The sequence below is a fragment of the Agromyces sp. CCNWLW203 genome, from assembly GCF_036576125.1.
GTDB lineage: Bacteria > Actinomycetota > Actinomycetes > Actinomycetales > Microbacteriaceae > Agromyces.
Genome location: NZ_JAZHYX010000005.1, coordinates 343,373 through 364,512, shown reverse-complemented (window position 1 = coordinate 364,512; position 21,140 = coordinate 343,373). Strand labels below are relative to the sequence as shown.

Annotated in this window: 18 protein-coding genes; 11 read left to right on the top strand and 7 right to left on the bottom strand. The window is 70.9% G+C overall.

All coding sequences use genetic code 11. The features are described from left to right. Positions 1-145 precede the first annotated feature (145 nt). Entirely contained in the window at positions 146-1,243 is a 1,098-nt protein-coding gene (locus VPH61_RS13895; protein WP_332064094.1) for an LLM class flavin-dependent oxidoreductase, read from the top strand. Positions 1,244-1,470: 227 nt separating this feature from the next. Here the strand turns inward: VPH61_RS13895 and VPH61_RS13890 are convergent, their stop codons facing one another. Further along, positions 1,471-1,941, bottom strand: coding sequence for a DUF6325 family protein (locus tag VPH61_RS13890; protein ID WP_332064093.1), 471 nt, complete (start codon positions 1,939-1,941; stop codon positions 1,471-1,473). A gap of 180 nt (positions 1,942-2,121) precedes the next feature. Here VPH61_RS13890 and VPH61_RS13885 point away from each other — a divergent pair, with 180 nt between their 5' ends. Further along, on the top strand, positions 2,122-4,488 hold the full coding sequence (locus tag VPH61_RS13885) for an arylsulfatase (protein ID WP_332064092.1): 2,367 nt from the start codon (positions 2,122-2,124) through the stop codon (positions 4,486-4,488). Between the two features lie 31 nt (positions 4,489-4,519). Here VPH61_RS13885 and VPH61_RS13880 read toward each other — a convergent pair whose 3' ends face one another. Together VPH61_RS13880 and VPH61_RS13875 are read right to left on the bottom strand one after the other, a co-directional pair. After that, positions 4,520-6,322, bottom strand: a complete 1,803-nt coding sequence (locus tag VPH61_RS13880; RefSeq protein WP_332064091.1) for an alpha-glucosidase — start codon at positions 6,320-6,322, stop codon at positions 4,520-4,522. A 60-nt stretch (positions 6,323-6,382) separates the two neighbouring features. Continuing rightward, positions 6,383-6,799 carry a hypothetical protein gene (locus tag VPH61_RS13875; RefSeq protein WP_056011717.1) on the bottom strand — a complete coding sequence of 139 codons (417 nt, stop codon included), beginning with the start codon at positions 6,797-6,799 and terminating at the stop codon, positions 6,383-6,385. A 198-nt stretch (positions 6,800-6,997) separates the two neighbouring features. On the opposite strand from VPH61_RS13875, the gene VPH61_RS13870 reads away from it, so the two are divergent. Together VPH61_RS13870 and VPH61_RS13865 are read left to right on the top strand one after the other, a co-directional pair. Then, entirely contained in the window at positions 6,998-8,779 is a 1,782-nt protein-coding gene (locus VPH61_RS13870; protein WP_332064090.1) for an ABC transporter ATP-binding protein, read from the top strand. After that, positions 8,776-9,630 (top strand): energy-coupling factor transporter transmembrane component T family protein, encoded by an 855-nt coding sequence (locus tag VPH61_RS13865; protein ID WP_332064089.1) that lies wholly within the window; start codon positions 8,776-8,778, stop codon positions 9,628-9,630. The genes VPH61_RS13870 and VPH61_RS13865 overlap by 4 nt, the downstream gene beginning before the upstream one ends. A gap of 57 nt (positions 9,631-9,687) precedes the next feature. Here the strand turns inward: VPH61_RS13865 and VPH61_RS13860 are convergent, their stop codons facing one another. Beyond that, a complete protein-coding gene (locus tag VPH61_RS13860) occupies positions 9,688-10,650 on the bottom strand; it encodes an FKBP-type peptidyl-prolyl cis-trans isomerase (protein WP_332064088.1) in 963 nt (320 codons plus the stop codon). A gap of 167 nt (positions 10,651-10,817) precedes the next feature. Here VPH61_RS13860 and VPH61_RS13855 point away from each other — a divergent pair, with 167 nt between their 5' ends. From VPH61_RS13855 to VPH61_RS13845, 3 genes are all read left to right on the top strand, one after another. Then, on the top strand, positions 10,818-11,645 hold the full coding sequence (locus tag VPH61_RS13855) for a class I SAM-dependent methyltransferase (protein WP_332064087.1): 828 nt from the start codon (positions 10,818-10,820) through the stop codon (positions 11,643-11,645). A gap of 116 nt (positions 11,646-11,761) precedes the next feature. Further along, positions 11,762-12,580 carry an alpha/beta fold hydrolase gene (locus tag VPH61_RS13850; RefSeq protein WP_332064086.1) on the top strand — a complete coding sequence of 273 codons (819 nt, stop codon included), beginning with the start codon at positions 11,762-11,764 and terminating at the stop codon, positions 12,578-12,580. 4 nt (positions 12,581-12,584) lie between these two features. After that, on the top strand, positions 12,585-13,361 hold the full coding sequence (locus VPH61_RS13845; RefSeq protein WP_332064085.1) for a MerR family transcriptional regulator: 777 nt from the start codon (positions 12,585-12,587) through the stop codon (positions 13,359-13,361). Between the two features lie 4 nt (positions 13,362-13,365). Here the strand turns inward: VPH61_RS13845 and VPH61_RS13840 are convergent, their stop codons facing one another. Continuing rightward, on the bottom strand, positions 13,366-14,289 hold the full coding sequence (locus VPH61_RS13840; protein WP_332064084.1) for a sulfurtransferase: 924 nt from the start codon (positions 14,287-14,289) through the stop codon (positions 13,366-13,368). Between the two features lie 234 nt (positions 14,290-14,523). On the opposite strand from VPH61_RS13840, the gene VPH61_RS13835 reads away from it, so the two are divergent. The 4 genes from VPH61_RS13835 to VPH61_RS13820 are packed head-to-tail and all read left to right on the top strand — an operon-like array spanning position 14,524 to position 19,303. Next, a complete protein-coding gene (locus tag VPH61_RS13835; RefSeq protein WP_332064083.1) occupies positions 14,524-15,717 on the top strand; it encodes an ABC transporter substrate-binding protein in 1,194 nt (397 codons plus the stop codon). 10 nt (positions 15,718-15,727) lie between these two features. Next, positions 15,728-16,597, top strand: coding sequence for a branched-chain amino acid ABC transporter permease (locus VPH61_RS13830; protein WP_332064082.1), 870 nt, complete (start codon positions 15,728-15,730; stop codon positions 16,595-16,597). 1 nt (position 16,598) lies between these two features. Next, the gene (locus VPH61_RS13825) at positions 16,599-18,602 is read left to right on the top strand and encodes a branched-chain amino acid ABC transporter ATP-binding protein/permease (protein WP_332064081.1); all 2,004 of its coding nucleotides are present in this window, start codon (positions 16,599-16,601) and stop codon (positions 18,600-18,602) included. Then, entirely contained in the window at positions 18,599-19,303 is a 705-nt protein-coding gene (locus tag VPH61_RS13820; RefSeq protein WP_332064080.1) for an ABC transporter ATP-binding protein, read from the top strand. Before VPH61_RS13825 ends, VPH61_RS13820 begins: the two co-directional genes overlap by 4 nt. Before the next feature lie 59 nt (positions 19,304-19,362). Here the strand turns inward: VPH61_RS13820 and VPH61_RS13815 are convergent, their stop codons facing one another. Together VPH61_RS13815 and VPH61_RS13810 are read right to left on the bottom strand one after the other, a co-directional pair. Continuing rightward, positions 19,363-19,971, bottom strand: a complete 609-nt coding sequence (locus VPH61_RS13815) for an ankyrin repeat domain-containing protein (RefSeq protein WP_332064079.1) — start codon at positions 19,969-19,971, stop codon at positions 19,363-19,365. A gap of 134 nt (positions 19,972-20,105) precedes the next feature. After that, positions 20,106-21,134, bottom strand: a complete 1,029-nt coding sequence (locus VPH61_RS13810) for an SMP-30/gluconolactonase/LRE family protein (protein ID WP_332064078.1) — start codon at positions 21,132-21,134, stop codon at positions 20,106-20,108. Between the last annotated feature and the right edge of the window lie 6 nt (positions 21,135-21,140).

Genomic DNA, 21,140 nt, shown 5'->3' with positions numbered 1-21,140 from the left:
TCGTGTCAGTGGCAGCACCCACCCTCCATGGACCCAGGTCGCCCGTCGGGGCTTCCGTTGGTCGAGCCTGTCGAGACCGCGGTTTCGACAGGCTCAACCCGCAGCCCGCGGAATACCGCGCCCCGCGCCCCGGTTGCCGAAAGGGATGACTTCTTCACCCCGCCTCTCCGTGCTCGACCTCATCCCGGTGCGCACCGGCCAGACGAGCGCAGGTGCGCTCGCGGCATCCGTTCGCCTCGCGCAACTCGCCGACCGTCTGGGCTTCACCCGCTACTGGTTCGCCGAGCACCACAACATGCCGGCCGTCGCCTCGACGACGCCGCCCGTGCTGATCGCCGCGATCGCGGCGAAGACCGATCGCATCAGGGTCGGCTCGGGCGGCGTCATGCTGCCGAACCACGCACCGCTCGTCGTCGCCGAGCAGTTCGCGGCCCTCGAGGCGTTCGCGCCCGGCCGCATCGACCTCGGCATCGGACGCGCCCCCGGCAGCGATCCGGTCATCACCCAGTTGCTGCGCATCTCGGGGCCGACGGCCGACGTCGACCACTTCCCCGACCACATCGCCGACATCCTCTCGCTGCTCTCGCCCGACGGCGCGTCGCTGCGCCTCACGAGCGGCCGCGAGTACGCGATCACGGCGACGCCAGCGGCGACGGATGTCCCGACCCTCTGGCTGCTCGGATCGAGCGACTACTCGGCGAAGCTCGCCGCCTCGCTCGGCCTGCCGTACGTCTTCGCCAACCACTTCTCGGGCGAGGGCCTCGAGCGGGCGCTCGAGCTCTACCGCACCGAGTACCAGCCGAGCGAGGCGCACCCGGTGCCCGAGATGTTCCTCACCGTGAACGCCTCGGTCGCGCCGACGCACGAAGAGGCGCGCGCCCGCGCGCTGCCCCAGATGCACTCGATGGCCCGGCTCCGCACCAACCGGCCGATGCGACCGCTCGAGACCGTGGAGGAGGCGCTCGCCGCCCCCGCTGACTCGGTCGGTGATGAGCTCGTCGCAGCCATGGAGCGGCGGTGGATCATCGCAGACCCCGCGACGGCGGCATCCGAACTTCGCACCCTCGCAGCTCGGCACGGCATCGACGAGATCATGCTCGCGCCCATCGGCGGCAGCTACGAGGGCGAGGCCCTCGACGCGACTCCCGGGCGCGAGCAGACGCTCGAGCTGCTCGCGAACGAGCTGCTCGAGCGTCCCCTCGCGAGCGACGTCCCCCCAGACGACGCTCGCTCAGCCGGCTGACCTGCCGGCTGAGGCGCTAGATCCGGCGGCGCCGACCAGGGGTCACGGCAGCGCCGACGACCGCGGCTCGTGCGACGGGCGACCGCCCAGGGGTCACTGCGGCCCCGACGACCGCAGCCCGTGCGACCGGCGACCGACCGGGCGTCACTGCGGCCCCGACGACCGCCGCCCTCGCGACCGGTGCACCGACCACGCCGACTCGTCCGATTCGTGCAGCTCTCAGCATTTCAGGCTCCCAGTTCTTCGTCGGCCGTGTCGGCCAGGTCATCGGCGTCGATCGAAGCGATGATCGCCTGGATCGGGATGCGCCCGCTCGCGACGAGCTGCCCGCCGGCCCGGCGAGCGGCCGCGGCGAACGGTGCAGCCCAGAGGTTCTCGTAGACGATCACTCCGGCGACGCTGCCCGGCTCCATCGCGTTCGCGAGGTGCTCCACGTCCTCCGCGGCGAGCAGTTCAGCGAGCTCCGCCTCGAGCGCGACGAGCGGGCCGAGCTCTTCGAGGTCTTCGAACTCGACCGCGTCGACCGAGCCGTCCGCATCCTTCGTCAGCACGATCGCGTCGATGAGCCGGATCGTGCCGGCCTCGACGAGGCGCACGAGCTCCTCGGCGATCTCACCGGAGAAGTCCGCTTCTCCGGCTGGGAACTCGATGACCAGGTAGTCGACCGGTCCGAGTCCATCCAGTGTCTGCTCCGTCATCCGATGCTCCGATCCGTGGTTGAGCGACCGGGCTGTGCTTCGGTCACGGTCCCAGCGTCGCCGAGGGCGCTCCGCCCGGCATCACGCACATTGGGTGATTCGGCATCGCGAGGCGCTCGGTACCGTGACCTCGACGGCGGTGTCGACGGATGCCGCTTCCACACGACTCGGGGGAATGTCATGAAGCCAGATCGCCACGCCCGCACGATGCTGCCGATCCCCGATCGGCCGCCGCACGGGCTCACGACCTACGACGCGAAGGACCCGGACACGGCGTTCCCGCCGATCGAGCCGCTGCTGCCGCCCGAGGGCGCGCCGAACGTACTGATCGTCCTGCTCGACGACGTGGGATTCGGCGCTTCCAGCGCGTTCGGCGGCCCGTGTCGCACGCCGACCGCCGAGAAGCTCGCCGGCGGCGGGTTGAAGTACAACCGCTTCCACACGACCGCCCTGTGCGCGCCCACCCGCGCTGCGATGCTCAGCGGGCGCAACCACCACTCGGTCGGCATGGGCTCGATCACCGAGACCGCGACGTCGGCACCGGGCAACAGCTCGCTGAAGCCGAACACGAAGGCGCCGCTGGCGATGACCCTGAAGCTCAACGGGTATTCGACCGCGCAGTTCGGCAAATGCCATGAGGTGCCGGTGTGGCAGTCGTCGCCGATGGGACCCTTCGACGCCTGGCCGTCGGGCGGCGGCGGCTTCGAGACGTTCTACGGGTTCATCGGCGGTGAGAACAACCAATACGAGCCGGCGCTGTACAACGGCACGACTCCGGTCGAGCCGCCGACGACGGCCGAAGAGGGATACCACCTCACCGAGGATCTCGCCGATCACGCCATCAGCTGGGTACGCACTCAGAAGGCGCTGATGCCCGACAAGCCGTTCTTCATGTACTTCGCGCCCGGCGCGACGCACGCCCCGCACCACGTTCCGGCCGAGTGGTCCGACAAGTACAAGGGCGCCTTCGCCGGCGGCTGGGACGCGCAGCGCGAGGCGACGTTCGCACGGCAGAAGGAGCTCGGCGTCATTCCCGCCGACGCCGAACTCACCCCGCGTCACGACGAGATCCCCGCGTGGGACGACATGCCCGACGAGCTCAAGCCCGTGCTCGAGCGCCAGATGGAGGTGTACGCCGGATTCCTCGAGCACACCGATCACCACGTCGGCCGCGTGATCGATGCCATCGACGACCTCGGGGTGCTCGAGAACACGATCGTCTACTACATCATCGGCGACAACGGGGCGTCGGCCGAGGGCACCGTCAACGGCGCCTTCAACGAGATGGCGAACTTCAACGGCATGGCCGCCCTCGAGACCCCCGAGTTCATGCTCTCGAAGATGGACGAGTTCGGCACGCCGAGCTCGTACAACCACTACGCCGTCGGCTGGGCCTGGGCGATGAACTCTCCCCTGCAGTGGACCAAGCAGGTCGCCTCGCACTGGGGCGGCACGCGCAACGGCACCATCCTCCACTGGCCGAAGGGCATCACGGAACAGGGCGGCCTGCGGTCGCAGTTCACGCACGTCATCGACGTCGCGCCCACGATCCTCGAGGCGGCCGGGCTGCCCGAGCCGACGATGGTGAACGGTGTGATGCAGTCGCCCATGGAGGGCACGAGCATGCTCTACACCTTCAACGAGCCCGACACCCCCGAGCGCCACGAGCTGCAGTACTTCGAGATGTTCGGCAACCGCGGCGTCTACCACAAGGGCTGGAGCGCCGTCACGAAGCACCGCACTCCGTGGGTCATGGTCGGCGGCGCGATGGTCGCGTTCGACGACGACGCGTGGGAACTCTACGACGGCAGCGCCGACTTCAGCCAGGCTCGAGACCTGTCGGCCGAGCACCCTGAGCGCCTGCACGAGCTGCAGCGGCTCTGGCTGATCGAGGCGGTCAAGTACAACGTGCTGCCGCTCGACGACCGCACCGCCGATCGGCTCAACCCCGAGATCGCGGGCCGGCCGACCCTCATCCACGGCAATTCGCAGCTGTTCTTCGCCGGCATGGGCCGACTCTCCGAGAACAGCGTCGTCAGCATCAAGAACAAGTCGTTCTCGGTCACCGCCGAGGTCGTCGTGCCCGAGGGCGGTGCCGAAGGCGTGATCATCGCGCAGGGCGGCCGCTTCGGCGGCTGGAGCGTCTTCGTGACCGGCGGAAAGGCGAAGTTCGTCTACAACGTGCTCGGCATCCAGTCGTTCGAGATCGAGGCCGAGTCGCCGATCCCCGCCGGGAAGCACCAGGTGCGGATGGAGTTCGCCTACGACGGCGGCGGGCTGGCGAAGGGCGGCGATGTCACGCTCTCCTACGACGGCGAGGCCGTGGGCACCGGCCGGGTCGGCGCGACTCAGCCGATGGTCTTCTCCGCAGATGAGACGACCGACGTCGGCTACGAATCCGGCACCGCGGTCAGCCCCGACTACACCCCGCAGTCGAGCCGCTTCACCGGCAAGATCCACTGGGTGCAGATCGACACCGGCGACGACGACCACGACCACCTGATCGACCCCGAGGAGCGCCTTCGGGTGGCGATGGCGCGGCAGTAGGTACGAGGGGTTCGGATGCCGCGCCGGTCGTCTATTCGATCGGCGCGGCGCTCGTCGGTGGCACGGCCACCGATGCGAAGACGTTCGCCTCCCACGGCCCCAGCAGCTCCGACGGCGTCACCGCCGGAGCGTCCGTCGCCGTGTTCGTCAGCAGCACCTCGGCACCGGCCCAGCGGTCGACGAACGCCGGCGCGAACTCGGGCCGGTGCTCCGCGCCCGACAGGTTGACGACGACGAGCAGCCGATCGCCGCCGAGCACCCGTTCGAAGGCGAAGATCGCGGGGTGACCGGCATCCGCTCGCTCGAAGGTGCCGTGCGCGACCACGGGGCGCTCGTGGCGCAACGCGATGAGTCGGCGATAGTACTCGAACACCGACGAGGGGTCGTCGTACTGCGCCGCCGCGTTGATGCTCGCGTGGTTCGGGTTGACCGCGATCCACGGCGTTCCGCTCGTGAACCCGGCGCTCGGCGACGCGTCCCACTGCACCGGCGTGCGGGCGTGGTCGCGGCTCATGAGACCGAGCCCCGAGATGGTCTCGGCGACCGCGGTGCCGCTCGCGACCTCCTCGCGATAATGGTTCAACGACTCGACGTCGCGATAGTCGGCGATGTCGACGAACGGCGCGTTCGTCATGCCGAGCTCCTCGCCTTGGTAGACGTAGGACGTACCGCGCTGCAGGTGCAGCATCGTGGCGAGCGCGGTCGCCGACTCGCGGCGGAAGCGGTCATCGTCGCCGAAACGGCTGACCGACCGCGCCTGGTCGTGGTTCGAGAGGTAGAGGCTGTTCCAGCCGACGTCGGCGAGCCCCTCCTGCCACCGGGTGAGCGAGGCGGCAAGCTCGCCAGGCGCGAGCTGCCGAGGCCGGAACTTCGAGACGCCGTGGTCGAGCCCGACGTGCTCGAACTGGAACACCATGTCGACCTCCTGGCGCGCTGGGTCGGTCAGCAGCCGGGCCTCGTCGATCGTGACGCCCGGCGTCTCGCCGACCGTGATGAGCCCGTTTCGTCCCTCGAAGACCTCGCGGTGCATCTCCTGCAGGAACTCGTGCAACCGCGGTCCGCCGGCGTAGAAGGCGGATCCGTCGCCGTGACGGCGGCCCTCGCGCACCGGTCCGTCGGGCAGCTCGGGATGCTTCGAGATGAGGTTGATCACGTCCATGCGGAACCCGTCGACGCCCCGGTCGAGCCACCACCGCATCATCTCGTGCACTGCGGCGCGCACCTCGGGGTTCTCCCAGTTGAGATCGGGTTGCTTCACGTCGAAGAGATGCAGGTAGTACTCGCCGGATGCCTCGTCGAGCTCCCAGGTCGGACCGGAGAAGAACGACTCCCAGTTCGTCGGCTCGGCACCGGGCGCACCGGCGGCCATGCCGGCGCGAGGCGCCCGCCACCAGTACCAGTCGCGCTTCGGGTTGTCGCGGCTCGACCGCGACTCGACGAACCACGGGTGCTCGTCGGAGGTGTGGTTCACGACGAGGTCCATGACGAGCTTCATGCCGCGGGCGTGCATGGCCTCGCACAGCTCATCGAAGTCGTCGAGCGTGCCGAACGCCGGGTCGATGTCGCGGTAGTCGCTGATGTCGTAGCCGTTGTCGGCGTGTGGAGAACGGTAGATCGGCGAGAGCCACACGACGTCGACCCCGAGCCGCTCGAGATGGTCGAGCCGGCTCAGGATGCCGCGGAGGTCGCCGATGCCGTCGCCGTCGGAGTCCTGGAAGCTGCGGGGATAGACCTGGTAGACGACGGCGGACTTCCACCAGCCCGGGGCTGCCTGGCTCGTCGCGCTCGCGGTCGTCGCGGTCTCGGTCGTGTCGGTCTCAGCGGGATTCGACATGTGCTCCAGCGTATGACGCGAGCCTGCGCAACCCCAGGGCTTGCGCAGGCCCAGGAGTGCTCAGGCCGCGAGGCCGAGCCGGCGCAGGTCGTCGCCCGATGCGCGATACTCGTCGCCGTCGGCGATCGTGAGTTCGCGCGGCACGCGCGCGCCGTTCTGCACCTTGGCGTCGCGACCGATGGTCGCGTACGGGCCCACGACGGCGTTGCGCCCGACGACCGCTCGGCGCCCGACGTGCGCGTTCACGCCGACGACGGCGCGCTCGGCGACGATGGCGTCGCCCTCGACCCAGCCGCCCGGGCCGATCTGGGCGCCGCGCTGCACTTCGGCACCCGAGTCGACATAGGCCGTCGGGTCGACGAACGCGGTCGGGTCGACCTTGGCGGTCGTGGCGACGAGGCCCCGGCCGTTCACGTGCTTGCGATAGCGACGCAGGATCCCGGCTTCGTCCTCGAACTCGACATAACTGATGCCCACGTTCTCCTCCTTCCGGGGTGGTGACTCCACACCCGAACATCAGTACAACACTGCGGCTGACCGGGGAATTCCCGACCACCGCCGCCGTGCCCCGTGGCCCCGCCGCGACCTGGCCGCGGAGCGAAGGTTAGGCTTGCCTGAGCACAACGGATGCCGCGTCGCGGGCCGTCCGACCGCCCCACTCGCCCAGGCCCAGCCATGCTCCCAGCCCCCCTGCTCGACCTCGACCGCGTGAGCATCCGCCACGAGGGCGCCGAGGCCGCGACGCCCGTCGACGTGTCGTTCGAGGTGGGCCGCGGCGAGGTCGTGCTGATCCTCGGCCCGAGCGGATGCGGCAAGTCGACGCTGACCCTCGCGCTCGACGGGCTCGTGCCGCACGCCGTACCCGCGGCCCTCGAGGGCACGGTGCGGGTCGCCGGCCTCGACACGAGCGAGCACCCGGTCGGCGTGCTGAGCGAGCACGTCGCGATGGTGTTCCAGGATCCCGACGCCCAGATCGTCACCGGCACGGTGCTCGACGAGGTGTGCTTCGCGCCCGAGAACCAGCTCGCACCGGCATCCGAGGTGCTCGAACGCGCCGAGCGCGCGCTGAAGCTCGTCGGCCTTTGGGACCGCCGCGCGGAGAACCCCGACACGCTCTCGGGCGGCGGGCGCCAGCGCCTCGCGATCGCCTGCGCGCTCGCGATGGCCGCCCCCGTGCTCGTGCTCGACGAGCCGACGGCGAACCTCGACCCGGCCGGCATCGACGAGGTCTACGCGGTGCTCCGCGAGCTCGCGAGCGAGCGGGACCACGCGGTCGTGCTCGTCGAGCACAACCTCGACGCGGCCGTCGACATCGTCGACCGGGTCATCGTGCTCGACGCGAGCGGGCGCCTCGTGATCGACGGCCCTGCCCGCGAGGTGCTGCGCGAGCGAGCCGACGAACTCGTCGCCCTCGGGGTCTGGCTGCCGGTCTCGACGCTCGCCGCGATGCGGCTGCGCGACGCCGGCGTCGTGCTCGACCCGCTGCCGCTCTCACCGGCGGAGCTCGCCTCGGCACTCGACGCCCTGCCGTCCCTGCCCGCACCGCTCAGCGAGTCCTCGCCCGTGCGCTCGACCGCGCTGTCGCCGCGCCCCACGCTCTCTATGGGCGCAGCGACCGGGGCGCTCGCCGTCGTCGGCGAGACGGCGATCCGCGCCCGCGACCTCTCGGTGCGCCGCGGCGGGCGTCGCGGGCCGATCGTCGTCGAGGGCGTCGACCTCGACGTGGCGGCCGGCGACTTCCTCGCGATCGTCGGCACGAACGGCGCGGGCAAGACCTCGTTGCTGCAGGCGCTGGCCGGGGTGATCCCCGCTCCCCGCGGCGCCGTCGAGGTGCTCGGCGTCGACCCCGCACGCTGTGCGGCCCGCGAGCGCGCCCGCCGCATCGGCTTCGTCTTCCAGAACCCCGAGCACCAGTTCATCGCGCCGACCGTCGCGGAGGAGCTCGCCCAGGGGCTGCGCCTGCAGGGCGTCCCCGAGGCCGACGCCGCACCGCGCGTCGAGGCGATGCTCACGCGCTTCGGGCTCGAGGGGCTGCGCGACCAGCACCCCTTCCTGCTGTCAGGCGGGCAGAAGCGGCGCCTCTCGGTCGGCACCGCGCTCATCGCGGGCGCGCCGGTGCTCGCCCTCGACGAGCCGACGTTCGGGCAAGACCGAGCGCGCGCCTCCGAACTGCTCGACATGCTGCGAGGCCTGAACGACGACGGCACGACCGTGCTCGTCGTCACCCACGACCTGCAACTCGTCGCCGACTACGCGAGTCATATCGCCGTGATGAGCGACGGCCGGCTCCTCGGCGTCGGCCCCACGGTCGAGGTGCTCGCCGGCCCGCTCGTCGAGCAGGCGGGGCTGCGCCACCCGCCGCTCGCACGGGCCACCCGAGGGCTCGCACGCCACACCGCCTGGCATGCGGTGACCCGGATGTCGCAGCTGCCCGTCTCCTCGAGGGCGGCATCGTGAGCGCACCGGCCGACGAGCGCGAGCACCACGCGGCATCCGCTGCCCTCGACCCCTACGCCGAACACCGCACGCAGCGCCCCGCGCGATTCCTGTACGCCCTGAACCCCCTCGTGAAGCTCGCGGCGCCGCTGCCCCTCATGGTCGTCGTGATGTTCAGCCGGGGCATCGCGCTGCCGCTCGCGTTCATCGTGTTCGCGGCGGCCGTGCTGCTCATCGGCGCACGCCTGCCGGGTCGTGCGGTCGCGGCACTGTTCCTCGGCATCCCGATCGCCGCGCTCGTGCTCGGCGTCAGCTTCGGCGTGTGGATCGACCCGTCGAGCGTGGCGGACCACCCCGCGGCATCCGTCACCCTCGTCTCGATCGGCGACTGGGACTTCACGCTCGCGGCCTACGTCGTGGGATTCGCGACCGGGCTCCGCATCCTCGCGATCCTGCTGCTCTCGCTCATCGCGGGCGTCACGTCGACCGGCACCGAGTTCGTGCGCTCCATGGTGCAGAACCTGCGGGTGCCGTACCGCCTCGGCTACACCGCGCTCGCGGCGCTGCGCTTCGTGCCGCGGTTCGGGCACGAACTCGAGATCATCAGGGCCGCCCACCGCGTGCGCGGCACCGAGGTCGGGCGCGGGCCGGTCGCCGCCGTGCGACGTGCGCTCGGCTACATCGTGCCGCTGCTCGCCTCGGCGATCCGGCACGCCGAACGCGTCGCCCTCGCGATGGACGCGCGCGCCTTCGGCGCTCACCGCACCCGCACCGAGCGGCACCTCTCGCCGTGGCGTGTGCGGGACACGGTGTTCGTGGCGTGCTTCCTCGCGGTGGGCATCGTCATCACCGTGCTGACCTGGGGTCGCTGAGCGCGGGAACGACGAAGGGCCGGACGGTTTCCCGTCCGGCCCTTCGTTCGCGTGAGACTAGCTCGCGGCTTCGGTGCCCTCGATCTCCACGAGGAAGACGAGCGTCTGCCCGCCGAGCTCGTGCGCCGCGGCATCCGTGCCGTACGCGTACTCCGGCGGAATCGTGACGATGACCTTGGCGCCGACCTTCTGGCCGACGAGCGCAGCGCCGAAGCCCTGGATGACGCCGTCGGTCGTGAACGTCGACGGCTCACCGCGGGTGTAGCTCTGGTCGAAGACCTCGCCGGTGGTCCAGCTGATGCCCTGGTAGTGCACGGTGACGCTGTCGCCGGCCTGCACCTCGGCACCGTCGCCCTCTTCGAGCACCTTCATCTGCAGCTCGGTCGACGGCTCGGTCTCGGGCAGGGTGACCGTGGGCGGCTCGCCCTCGGCGCCGAACTTCACCTCGGGCACGTTCTCGGTCCACTCGGCGGGCTTCAGCTGCTCCTGCACCTCGACGACGTCGACGACGATGACGACGGTCTCGCCGGCGGCGACGCCGATGGTCTCGTTGCCGGTGTCGCCGTAGAGCGTCGACGCCGGGGCGACGACCACGCTGCGCGAGCCCACGGGCACGCAGTCGATGCCCGCGAGGAACGACTCGAAGACCTGCTCGTCGCCGACCTTCATCGTGGTCGGCTGCGAGAAGAGTGTTTCGCCGCTCGTGCCCGAGAACGCCGTCACGACGACGTTCATCTGATCGCCCGCCGCGGTCTCGTCGCCGTCGCCCTCGATGGCGATCGTGCGCTCGAGCTCATCGGCCTCGAGCGGCGTGGTGAACGTGGCGGCCGGCGTTCCGGCGAACTCGCCCTCGACCTTCACGCCGTCGCTGAGCTCTCCGGACGGCACGTCCATGCACGCCGCAGCGGCGTCAGGGGTCTTCGTCGCTTCGGGCTCAGGGCCGGTGGCGCAACCGGCGAGGAGCAGGGCGGTCGCGGAGGCGAGCGCGAGGGGCGCGGCACGGCGCATGGCACGGTTCATGGGAGGACGACTCGTTTCGATCAAGGGTGGAATCCCTCCAGTCTGCACCGTTCGGCTTTCGATTGCCTGAGTCCATGGTCACGGAATCCGCACGATCCGCGCCGCCGCAATCCGGGCGGGCCGACGCAATCCCCCGCATCGGCGCTGATCAGCGACACAATGAATGCATGGGGGACAAGTTGGGGGAACCTGATCTCGCTGGAGGATTCGCGGCTGCGGCCGCGGCATCCATCGAGCTCGACGACGCGCTGTGGAATCCGATCTCGACCGCCGCGGTGGCGCGGGCGCGTCCCCGGTTCGACGAGGTCGTGCTCGACGCGTGCTGCGGCGACGGGGCGTCCGCACTGCCGACCGCCGAACTCGTCGGGCCGGGCGGCATCGTCGACGCGGTCGACTTCGCCGAGCCGCTCGTCGAGGCGGCACGCGAGCGAGCGGGCGAGCGGATGCCGCAGATCCGGCTGCACGTCGCCGACATCACGTCGTGGGAGCCCACCGGGTACGACCTCGTGCAATGCGTGCTCGGCGTCTTCCACCTTCCCGACCTCGACGCCGGCACACGCCACCTGATCGAGCGCGCGCGCCCCGGCGGCCGCGTCGCGATCACCGTGTGGGCACGCGGCGCGTTCGAGCCGCTGCCCGAGCTGCTCGCCGAGGCGCTGCCCGACGGCGGAGCGTCGCTCGATGCCGCCGTGCCGCGTGCGGCCGGCCTCGAGTCGATCGACACGGCCGGCGGCCTCGCCCAGTGGCTCACGGGGCTCGGCCTCGCGGGTGTGCGCGCCCACACCGTGCAGCGGCACCTCGAGTTGACGCCCGAGCTCTCGTGGACCCTCGTCGAGGGCACCGCGCTGCGCTACATGCTCGGAGGCCTCGGCGCGCCGGCGGTCGAGAAGGTGCGGCGGCGCTACCTCGCGGCGATCGAGGAGCGCGGCGTGACCTCGATCGACGTGACGACGCTCATCGCGATCGGCCAGCGCCCGGCGACGCCGGTCGAGTAGCGCCCGACGAAGGAGGACGCGTATCGAGACCTCACCGGGTCTCGGTTGACGGTCAGATCGAGCGCGTGGAAATCGCCTCTTGACCTTGACCTCGGGTCAGGGCTCAGGCTGGCGACATGAACACGACGAAGGCAACGACGACAACCGAATCCCACACCACCTGGACCGGCATGGTGCCGGTGGACGACACGGCCCTGGCGGTCACCGACACCGGCGGTTCCGGCATCCCCGTGGTCTACCTGAACGGCGCGTACGCCTCGAAGCGGCACTGGCGACGCGTCATCGCCGACCTCGGACCCGGCTATCGCCACATCAGCTTCGACGAGCGGGCGCGCGGCACGTCGAAGCTCTCGTCCGACTACTCCTTCGAGGCGTGCCTGCGCGACATCGACGCGGTGCTCGCAGCGAGGGGCGTCGAGAAGGCGCTGCTCGTGGGCTGGTCCTACGGGGCGCTGCTCGGCGTGCACTGGGCGAGCAGGAACCCAGAGCGCACGCTGGGCGTGGTGGGCGTCGACGGCCCCTACCCGGTCGGCTGGACCGACGAGGCCGGTCACGAGGAGATCCGGAAGGTGTTCGCCCGGATGAAGCCGATGATGCCGCTGGTTCGCCCGATGGGCCTCGCGGCGCGGTTCTCCGCTGAGACGCACGCGGAGCTCGCCATCGAGTCCCACCTGCTGCACGCCGCCCTCGAACCGACCCTCGTCGGCCTGACCGTGCCCGTGCGCTACGTCGTCGCGTCGGGCGAGGCCGTGGGCAGCCGCGACGACCTGCAGGAGCAGATGCGCAAGGCCATCGAACCGATGCTCGCTCGCAACCCGAACCTGCAGGTGGCTGCGAAGGTCGGAAGCAATCACGGGAGCATCCTCCGAAAGGACTCCCCCGCCGTTGCGGCGGTGGTGCGAGAGGTCGCCGCCCTCGATCGCCCGGTACGTTGACGGAATGACGGGCGGACTCACGATCGGACAGGCGGCGGCCTACGCCGGGGTCACCGTGAAGACCGTGCGGCACTACCACCGGCTCGGGCTGGTCGACGAACCCCGGCGCGACAGCTCCGGGTACCGCCGCTACGGGTCGGAAGAACTGCTGCGGCTGGTGCAGGTTCGGACCCTGGCGACGGCCGGCGTGCCGCTCGCCGAGATCGGTGAGCTGCTCGATGCCGACGCCGACGACTTCACGGCCGCCATCGTCGACGTCGAGCGACGGCTGAACGATCGCATCGCCGACCTGGTCGCTCGTCGCGACACGTTGCACCGGCTGGCCGACGGCGACCGGGCTCTGCTGCCCGACCGCGCGTGCGCCGTGCTCGACCGGATGCGCGACCTCGGCTTCGACGCCGCCTACGTGGCCGGCCAGCGCGAAGGGCTCGTACTCGCCCTCGCGCTGATTCCGCGCGGCTTCGACGCCTTCCTGGCCCAGCTCGAGCTCCGGCTGGGCGACGTCGGATACGTCGAGCTGACCAAGCGCGGCTGGGAGGCCGAAGGGTGGGAACAGCACGACCCGCGCATCGAGGAGCTGGCGATCGCCACCGCCGACCTCTATCTCGCGAACCCCTCCCTGATGGGCGACCCCGAGGTCATGCGGGCCTGGACCGAGGCATCCGCCAAGTACGCGCTGATCAACACCCACGGCGAGGCCCAGGCGCCGGTCTCGACGAGGCTGACGGCCCTCACGGAGGCGAGGCTCCGGGCCGCGGGCGTGCCCGTGCCGCGCGAGTGACCGGCTATCCGGTCGGCGCGGCACCCGCGGCACCCGCGGCATCCGCGGCCCCCGCGGCATCCGCGGCCCCCGCGGCATCCGCGGCCCCCGCGGCATCCGCGGCTCCCGTGGCGACCTGCCGGGTCTCGTCGTTCGACCACTGGCTCCACGACCCCGGGTAGAGGGCCGCATCGATGCCGGCGATCGCGAGGGCGGCGACCTCGTGCGCCGCGGTGACGCCGGAACCGCAATACGCGGCGACCGGCGCTTCCCCGGTGACGCCGACGCCGGCGAAGTGCTCGCGCAGCGCCTCGGGCACCTTGAAGCGCCCATCGGCGTCGAGGTTCTCACCGCTCGGCGCCGATCGCGCGCCGGGGATGTGGCCCGCGCGGGGATCGATCGGCTCGACCTCCCCGCGGTAGCGCGCCGCGGCGCGCGCGTCGAGCAGCACGCCCCTGCCGGAGAACTCGGCGGCCTCGTCGATGTCGATCACCGGCATGCCGCCGAAGTGCGCGGTGGCGTCACCGGGCTCGGGCGCGACATCGCCGAGCTCGAGCGGATGCCCAGCGGCCCGCCATGCCGCGAGACCGCCGTCGAGCATCCGCACGTCGGTGGCGCCGGCGTGCCGGAGCAGCCACCAGGCCCGCGCCGCGGACTGGTTGCCGAGGTCGTCCATCACGACGACGGTGTCGCCGTCACGGAGGCCCCAGCGCCGCATCGACCGCGTGAAGGCGGCCTCGCTCGGCAGCGGATGCCGCCCCTGCCCCGCCACGTCGTGATCGGCGAGTTCGTGGTCGAGGTCGACGTACACGGCGCCGGGTACGTGGCCGGCGCGATAGGCCTCGGTGCCGTCGGGCTCCGCGAGCGACCAGCGCACGTCGAGCACGACGGTGTGCTCCCCGGAGGCGAGACGATCGGCGAGCTCTTCGGCGGTGATGAGGATCGACATGTCTCCATCCTGCCTCGCCCCGGCGTACCCGAATGCTCAGCCCTCCGGGCACTCGAGCACCTGCGGTTTGGCGTTCTGCGCGCAACATCCGTGTCTCCGTTGCATAACGACGGCTTGCGATGCCTGGTCACGCACCGTATCTTCGAGAGTGTTGAAATAGTGACCGAATGGTCGGTCATGAATCCCCCTACTCAATGTCGAGAACCCGTGAGGGCTCAAAGGAGAGTTCATCCCATGCACCGTGCGCAACGCCGTCTGCTCGTCCCCGCCGCGGTCGCGGCATCCATCGCCCTCGCCCTCACCGGTTGCGGCGCCTCGAACTTCGGCGGCGACTCCGGCGGCGGAGAGGCCGCTGAAGACGGCCCCATCAAGATCGGCGCCGTGCTCGACATCACGGGCGTCGGCGCGAACCTCGGCGTCCCCGAGCAGAACACCCTCAACATGCTCGCCGCGCAGCTGAACGCCGACGGGGGCATCGACGGCCGCGAGGTCGAGCTCATCATCAAGGACAACCAGTCCACCGAGGACGGTGCGGCCAAGGCCACCACCCAGCTCATCGAGAACGACGACGTCGACCTCATCATCGGCTCCTCGCGCACCGGCCCCTCGCTCGCGATGCGGCCGCTCGTCGAGGCCGCCCAGGTGCCGACCATCTCGGTCGCCGCGAACGCCGCGATCGTCGACGGCTCCGAGTGGGTCTTCAAGACCGCGCAGAACGACCTCGTCGTGCTCGAGCGCATCCTCGACGACGCCGAGTCCAAGGGCTACACGAAGATCGCCCTCGTGCGCGACGCCACCGGCTTCGGCGAGGGCATCGCCGACATCATCACCGAGCTCGGCGAGGAGCGCGGCATCACCCTCACGGCGACCGAGGCCTTCGAGCCGAGCGCGACCGACTTCACCGCGCAGATGACCAACATCCGCGCGGCCGACGCCGACGCCGTCATCATCTGGGGCATCACCCCGTCGGCCGGTCTCGCGCAGGCCGCCTACGTGCAGCTCGGCGTGAACAAGCCGGTCTACCAGTCGCACGGTGTCGCGAACGACGCGTTCTTCGAGGCCGCGGGCCCCGCAGCCGACGGCGTCATCGCGCCGATGGGCCGCCTGCTCGTCGCCGACCAGCTCGCCGACGACGACCCTCAGAAGGCCGTCATCGACCAGTTCATCGCCGACTACTCCGAGGAGTTCGGCAGCTCGCCCTCGAGCTTCGCCGGTCACGCGTACGACGCCTGGCTCGTCGGCACCGAGGCGATCGCAGCAGCCGGCACGGAGCCCGAGGCACTGCGCGACGCCATCGAGGCGACGACCGACCTCGTCGGCATCTCGGGCATCTTCACGATGACGCCCGACAACCACTCGGGTCTCACGGCGGACGCACTCATCATGGCGCTCGCCGAGGGCGGCCGCTGGACCCTCTACGAAGAGTAGGCAGCACCCGTTGATCGACTTCCTCCAGCTGACGGTGGCAGGGCTCTCACAAGGGTCCGTGTACGCCCTGCTCGCCGTCGGCCTCATCGCCACCTACACGGTGCGGCACGTCGTGAACATCGCCCAGGGCGACTACGCGACGCTGGCCGGCCTCGGCAGCATCTCGCTCGTCACGGCCGGCCTGCCCCTGCCCGTCGCCATCCTCATCGCGCTCATCTCGGTGACGCTCGCCTCGGTGCTCATCGAGCGACTCGTCATCGCACGCGTGAAGAACCTCACGACGCTCGTCTCGATCATCCTGACCCTCGGCGTCTCGACGCTGCTGCAGGCGATCATGCTCCTCATCTGGGGCGCTGAGGCGAAGCGCCTTCCGGCCTTCCCCGGCAGCGACGTCACCCTCGGCGGCGTCAGCATCCGCTCGCAAGAGCTCTGGATGCTCGGCGCCCTCGTGGTCGTCGGCGGCGGCGTGCTGCTCTTCTACGAGAAGACCCGGTGGGGCAAGGCGCTGCGCGCGAGCGCCGAGCAGCCGGTCGCGGCCCGCATCGTCGGCATCTCGCCGGCCGTGGCATCGATCATCGCCTTCGCGATCGCCGGTTTCGTGGGCGCGACGGCGGGCGTGGTCTCGTCGCCGATCTACCTCTCGATCTGGTCGGGCGGGCTCCTCCTCGGGCTGAAGGGCTTCGTGGCGGCGGTGCTCGGCGGGCTCGTCTCGTTCCGGGCGGCGATCGTCGGCGCGCTGCTGCTCGGCATCATCGAGTCGTACGTCGCCGGCTACGTGGCATCCGGCTGGAAGGATGCGGTCGCGTTCTTCATCCTCATCATCGTGCTGATCATCCGACCGGCCGGCCTCGTGCTGCGCCCGAACGCCGTGAGGGTCTGAGATGTCCTACCTGAACAAGGCCGCCATGCGGTCGAAGACCGGGTTCTGGCCCAACAATCGCGGCACGATCCTCGGCGTCGCCGCGTTCGCGGTGATCATCGCGATCATCCCGTTCACGGCGAGCTCGTCGATGATGAACATCGCCGTCTTCTCGATGATCTTCGCGCTGCCCGCGATCGGCCTGTCGCTGCTCATGGGCCTCGCCGGCCAGGTGAGCCTCGGCCAGGCCGCGTTCTTCGCGATCGGCGCGTACACGCACGCGATCCTGTTGCAGAAGTTCGAGATGCCGGGCCCGGTGGCCGCGGTCGGCGGGGTCGTCGCGGCCATGCTCGCCGCGCTCCTCATCGGCCTGCCGATGCTGCGCCTGCGCGGCCACTACCTCGCGCTCGCGACGCTCGGCCTCGGCTTCATCGTCATGATCGCCGTGCGCGAGTGGGAGTTCACGGGCCGAACGACGGGCATCTACGGCTACGGCAGGCCCGAGGTCTTCGGCATCCCGATCGACAACAACGGACTGTTCTTCTGGTTCGTCGCGCCGTTCGTGCTCATCGGCCTCGTGCTCGCGCTGAACCTCACCCGCTCGCGTGCCGGCCGGGCGCTCTCGGCGGTCAATGACTCCGAACTCGCGGCCGAGTCCCTCGGCGTGAACACCTACGCTCTGCGCGTGAAGGTGTTCACCCTGTCAGCGGGCTTCGCGGGCCTCGGCGGCGTCTTCTACGCCTACCAGGTGCAGATCGTCTCGCCGCAGGTTGCCGAGTTCCACGTCTCGGTCGAGCTGCTGCTGATGGTCGTGCTCGGCGGGCTCGGTTCGGTCTGGGGCGCGGTCGCCGGTGCGTTCATCGTGGAGCTCCTCTCCGAAGGGCTCCGCGACCTGATCCCCGCGATCATCCCCGGCGCGACCGGCGAGGTGCAGCTCATCGGCTACGGCCTCGTGCTGATCCTCGTGATCATCCTGCTGCCGGGCGGTCTCTACCAGGTCGTGAAGTCGGCCTGGGCGGCGATCAGTGCACGCATCGGCACGCGAGCGGATGCCGCGGCGAAACCTGCATCGGCCGTAGCCGTCGACGACGGCTCGGGCGAGGTGCCCACGCGCGCGTTCGGCGGGCTGCCGGGCGAGGCTCCGGCCGGCGCCGGGCTCGACGAGGTGGCGGATGCCGCGGCATCCGACGCCCCCATTCCGACCGTCTCGACTCCGGTCGCGGCCGGCCAGCCGATCCTCGAGGTGTCGGGGCTCACGAAGCGCTACGGCGGCGTCGTCGCGGTCGACGACGTGACGCTCACGGTGCCCGCCGGGCAGATCATGGGCCTCATCGGGCCGAACGGCGCGGGCAAGACGACGTGCTTCAACATGATCACGGGCGCGATCGCCCCGACGTCGGGAACCGTCCGTTTCCTCGGCGAGGAGATCCAGGGCAAGAAGCCGCACGTCGGCGCCGACGCCGGGCTCACCCGCACGTTCCAGAACCTGCAGGTGTTCTCGTCGACCGACGTCGTCGGCAACGTCTACATGGGTCGCTACCGCAAGGGGCGGGCCGGCATCCTCCGCGGCATGTTCGGGCTCCAGGGCCGCGAGCAGTACGCCCATGAGGAGATCGCGCACGACATCCTCGACTCGATGCGCCTCGGCGACGTCGCGGGCCTCGCCGCCGGCGACCTGCCGTTCGGCCGCCAGCGCATGATGGAGGTCTGCCGGGCGCTCGCCGCCGAGCCCGCGCTGCTGCTGCTCGACGAGCCGATGGCCGGCCTCTCGGGCAGCGAGCGCGAGCTGCTCGCGCAGCTGCTGCGGGCGCTGCGCGACGCCGGGCTCACGATCGTGCTCGTCGAGCACGACGTCGCCCAGGTGATGGCGCTCGCCGACACGGTCGCGGTGCTCGACGACGGCGTGCTCATCGCGCACGGCGACCCCGAGTCGGTGCGCAACGACCCCGCGGTCATCGTCGCCTACCTCGGCACCGATGCCGAAGAGGCCGAAGCCGAACTGAAGGAACTGGAGGACCAGTCATGACCCTCGCAGTCGACCGCCTCGACGCGGGCTACGGCAAGCTCGCGATCCTGCACGAGGTGAGCCTCTCGGTGGCGCCGGGCGAGATCGTGACCGTCGTCGGTTCGAACGGCGCGGGCAAGACGACGCTGCTTCGCGCGCTCAACGGCCTGATCCGCCCGACCGCCGGCACCGTCACGATCGACGGCGTCGACATCACCGGCAAGCCGACCGAGAAGATGGCATCGCTCGGGCTCACCCACGTGCCCGAGAACCGCCTGTGCTTCCAGACCCTGTCGGTGCGCGACAACCTCATGCTCGGCGCGTGGAGCCGCGGCGGCAAGGGCGATCTCGCCGCCGTGCTCGAGCTCTTCCCGCGCCTGCAGCCGCGGCTCGGACAGGCGGCCGGCACGCTCTCGGGCGGCGAGCAGCAGATGGTCGCGATCGGCCGGGGCCTCATGGCCGCGCCGAAGGCGATCATGCTCGACGAGCCGTCGATCGGCCTCGCGCCGAAGGTCGTCGCCGAGATCATGAAGGTGCTCACCGAGCTGCGCGGGCGCGGCATGGCCGTGCTGCTCGTCGAGCAGAACGTACGCGCCTCGTTCGGCATCGCCGACCGGGCCGTCGTCATGCAGCGCGGCCGCGTCGTGCTCGAGGGCACGCCGGGCGAGCTCGTCGAGCTGCCCGAGGTGCGCAACGCCTACCTGGGCGGCGCTGCGGCGTAGCGCTTCACCATCGAGAACGGCGGATGCCTCGCGCGTGCGAGGCATCCGCCGTCGGTGTTTCAGTCGAGCAGCGCGACGATCTCGTCGTAGCCCTTCGCCCGGGCGTGCTCGAGCGGGGTGACGCCGTCGCGGTCGGCGATCGAACGGTCGGCGCCGCCCTCGAGCAGCACCCGCACCGTCTGCTGGTGCCGCGGGCCGCCGTCGCCGAGGATGACCGCCTCGAGCAGGGCCGTCCAACCGAGGTCGTTGACGTGGTTCACGTCGATGTCCGTCTGCAGCACGCGCTGCAGGTATTCGACGTGAGCGCGCTCGCCCGCCGGGATCACGGAGATGCCGCCGTAGCGGTTCACGATCGTGAAGTCGGGATTCGCGGGCAGCAGCACCTCGGCCATCGCGACGCTTCCGGTGACGCCCGTGACGAGCCACGGGGTGTCGTGGCGGTCGTCGAGGGCGTCGGGGTCGGCGCCCGCGGCGACGAGCAGCTTCGCGGCCTCGACGTGGTCGCCGGTGACGGCGAGCAGCAGCGCCGTGCGCTGCCGCTCGTCGCGCGCCTCGAGTGCTGCGCCCGCGCGGATCGCGAGGTCGACGGTGGCGGCGTCGCCCCCGGCCGCCGCGGCGAGCAGGGTGCCGTCGGCGTCGGGCAGCTGGGGCGCAGGGGTCTCGGTCATGCGATCATCCTCTCGTGCAGAAGTGCTCGTGGGCGGAGCCGTGCGCGGCGCGGACGCCTCGGGAGCCGCCGCGCACCCGGTGAGCAGCAGCGCCGCCGCGATGACCGCGACGGCGCCACTGCGGCGGATCCGGATCAGCTCCACGGCGACCCGACGACGTCGTACGGGCCCGAGGGCGCCGGCTGCTCGTCGAACTTGCTGTCGACCGCGAGCAGGCGGCCGCGCAACATCTTCGCGGTCGTGGAGACGCGGTCGGGGTCGCTCGCCTGCTGGCTGACGCCGAACACCGAGTCGCCGTCGGCCGACACCCGCATCGTCGCGACCATCTTCGAGAAGTTGCGAATGATGGTCAGCTGGTTGCCCTGCAGCACGAGTCCGTCGGCGTTCACGAGGTCGGCCCCGTTCGTGTCGATCTCCGAGACCGCGCCGTCGGCCGCGGCGAAGCGCCACAACTGCCCGGTGTTGCCCTGCGCGACGACGAACGCGCTGCGGTCGGCCGAGAGCACGATGCCGCCGAGGTTGAAGCCCGCGACGCGATCGATCGCGCCCGAGGCATCCGCCCACAGCTCGGCCGACCAGCCGTCGGCCGACTGCGCGACGCGGAAGATCTGCGGGTCGTTCGAGTTGGTGAAGTAGGCGGCGCCGTCGGCGCCGATCGCGACGTCGTTGAGGAACGCGTCGGGGGTGCCGGGCACACGCAGCGCGGCGAGCAGCTCGCCCTCTTCCGAGTACACCCAGAGGTCGGGGCGGTCGGGGTTTCCGATGCCGTTCGGGCCGCCCGCGATGTAGACGTTGCCGGCCCCGTCGACCGTGATGCCGCGAGCCGTGAAGCGACCGTCGGTGCCGTCGCCCGCAAGCCACTCGAGGGCCTCCGCGTCGCTGGCGCTGCCGCGGTGGATCTCGCCGCCGGTGACCTCGCTGACGTAGAACAGGCCGCGACGCTCGTCGACGCCGATGCCCTCGAAGCGCGAGCCCGCGGCGTCGCCCGGGAGGAGGTATCGGTCGGGGCGGCCCTGGCTCTGGCCGGCCTGACCCGACTGGCTCTGGCCGCTGATGCCGTGTTCGGCGGCCGATGCGGCGCTTGCGTCTGCCGTGATCGTCGCGGTCGCGACTCCGGCCGTGAGGCTCACTGCGGCGAGCGCGGTGGCGATGATGCGCTTCATGGAACT

Excerpts from the sequence above, each read along its gene's own strand:
- VPH61_RS13855 (WP_332064087.1), top strand. The coding sequence starts at position 10,818 with ATGGGGGACAAGTTGGGGGAACCTGATCTCGCTGGAGGATTCGCGGCT.
- VPH61_RS13845 (WP_332064085.1), top strand. The coding sequence starts at position 12,585 with ATGACGGGCGGACTCACGATCGGACAGGCGGCGGCCTACGCCGGGGTC.
- VPH61_RS13890 (WP_332064093.1), bottom strand. The coding sequence starts at position 1,941 with ATGACGGAGCAGACACTGGATGGACTCGGACCGGTCGACTACCTGGTC.
- VPH61_RS13870 (WP_332064090.1), top strand. The coding sequence starts at position 6,998 with ATGCTCCCAGCCCCCCTGCTCGACCTCGACCGCGTGAGCATCCGCCAC.
- VPH61_RS13895 (WP_332064094.1), top strand. The coding sequence starts at position 146 with ATGACTTCTTCACCCCGCCTCTCCGTGCTCGACCTCATCCCGGTGCGC.
- VPH61_RS13810 (WP_332064078.1), bottom strand. The coding sequence starts at position 21,134 with ATGAAGCGCATCATCGCCACCGCGCTCGCCGCAGTGAGCCTCACGGCC.
- VPH61_RS13835 (WP_332064083.1), top strand. The coding sequence starts at position 14,524 with ATGCACCGTGCGCAACGCCGTCTGCTCGTCCCCGCCGCGGTCGCGGCA.
- VPH61_RS13825 (WP_332064081.1), top strand. The coding sequence starts at position 16,599 with ATGTCCTACCTGAACAAGGCCGCCATGCGGTCGAAGACCGGGTTCTGG.
- VPH61_RS13860 (WP_332064088.1), bottom strand. The coding sequence starts at position 10,650 with ATGAACCGTGCCATGCGCCGTGCCGCGCCCCTCGCGCTCGCCTCCGCG.
- VPH61_RS13815 (WP_332064079.1), bottom strand. The coding sequence starts at position 19,971 with ATGACCGAGACCCCTGCGCCCCAGCTGCCCGACGCCGACGGCACCCTG.
- VPH61_RS13850 (WP_332064086.1), top strand. The coding sequence starts at position 11,762 with ATGAACACGACGAAGGCAACGACGACAACCGAATCCCACACCACCTGG.
- VPH61_RS13880 (WP_332064091.1), bottom strand. The coding sequence starts at position 6,322 with ATGTCGAATCCCGCTGAGACCGACACGACCGAGACCGCGACGACCGCG.
- VPH61_RS13840 (WP_332064084.1), bottom strand. The coding sequence starts at position 14,289 with ATGTCGATCCTCATCACCGCCGAAGAGCTCGCCGATCGTCTCGCCTCC.
- VPH61_RS13820 (WP_332064080.1), top strand. The coding sequence starts at position 18,599 with ATGACCCTCGCAGTCGACCGCCTCGACGCGGGCTACGGCAAGCTCGCG.
- VPH61_RS13885 (WP_332064092.1), top strand. The coding sequence starts at position 2,122 with ATGAAGCCAGATCGCCACGCCCGCACGATGCTGCCGATCCCCGATCGG.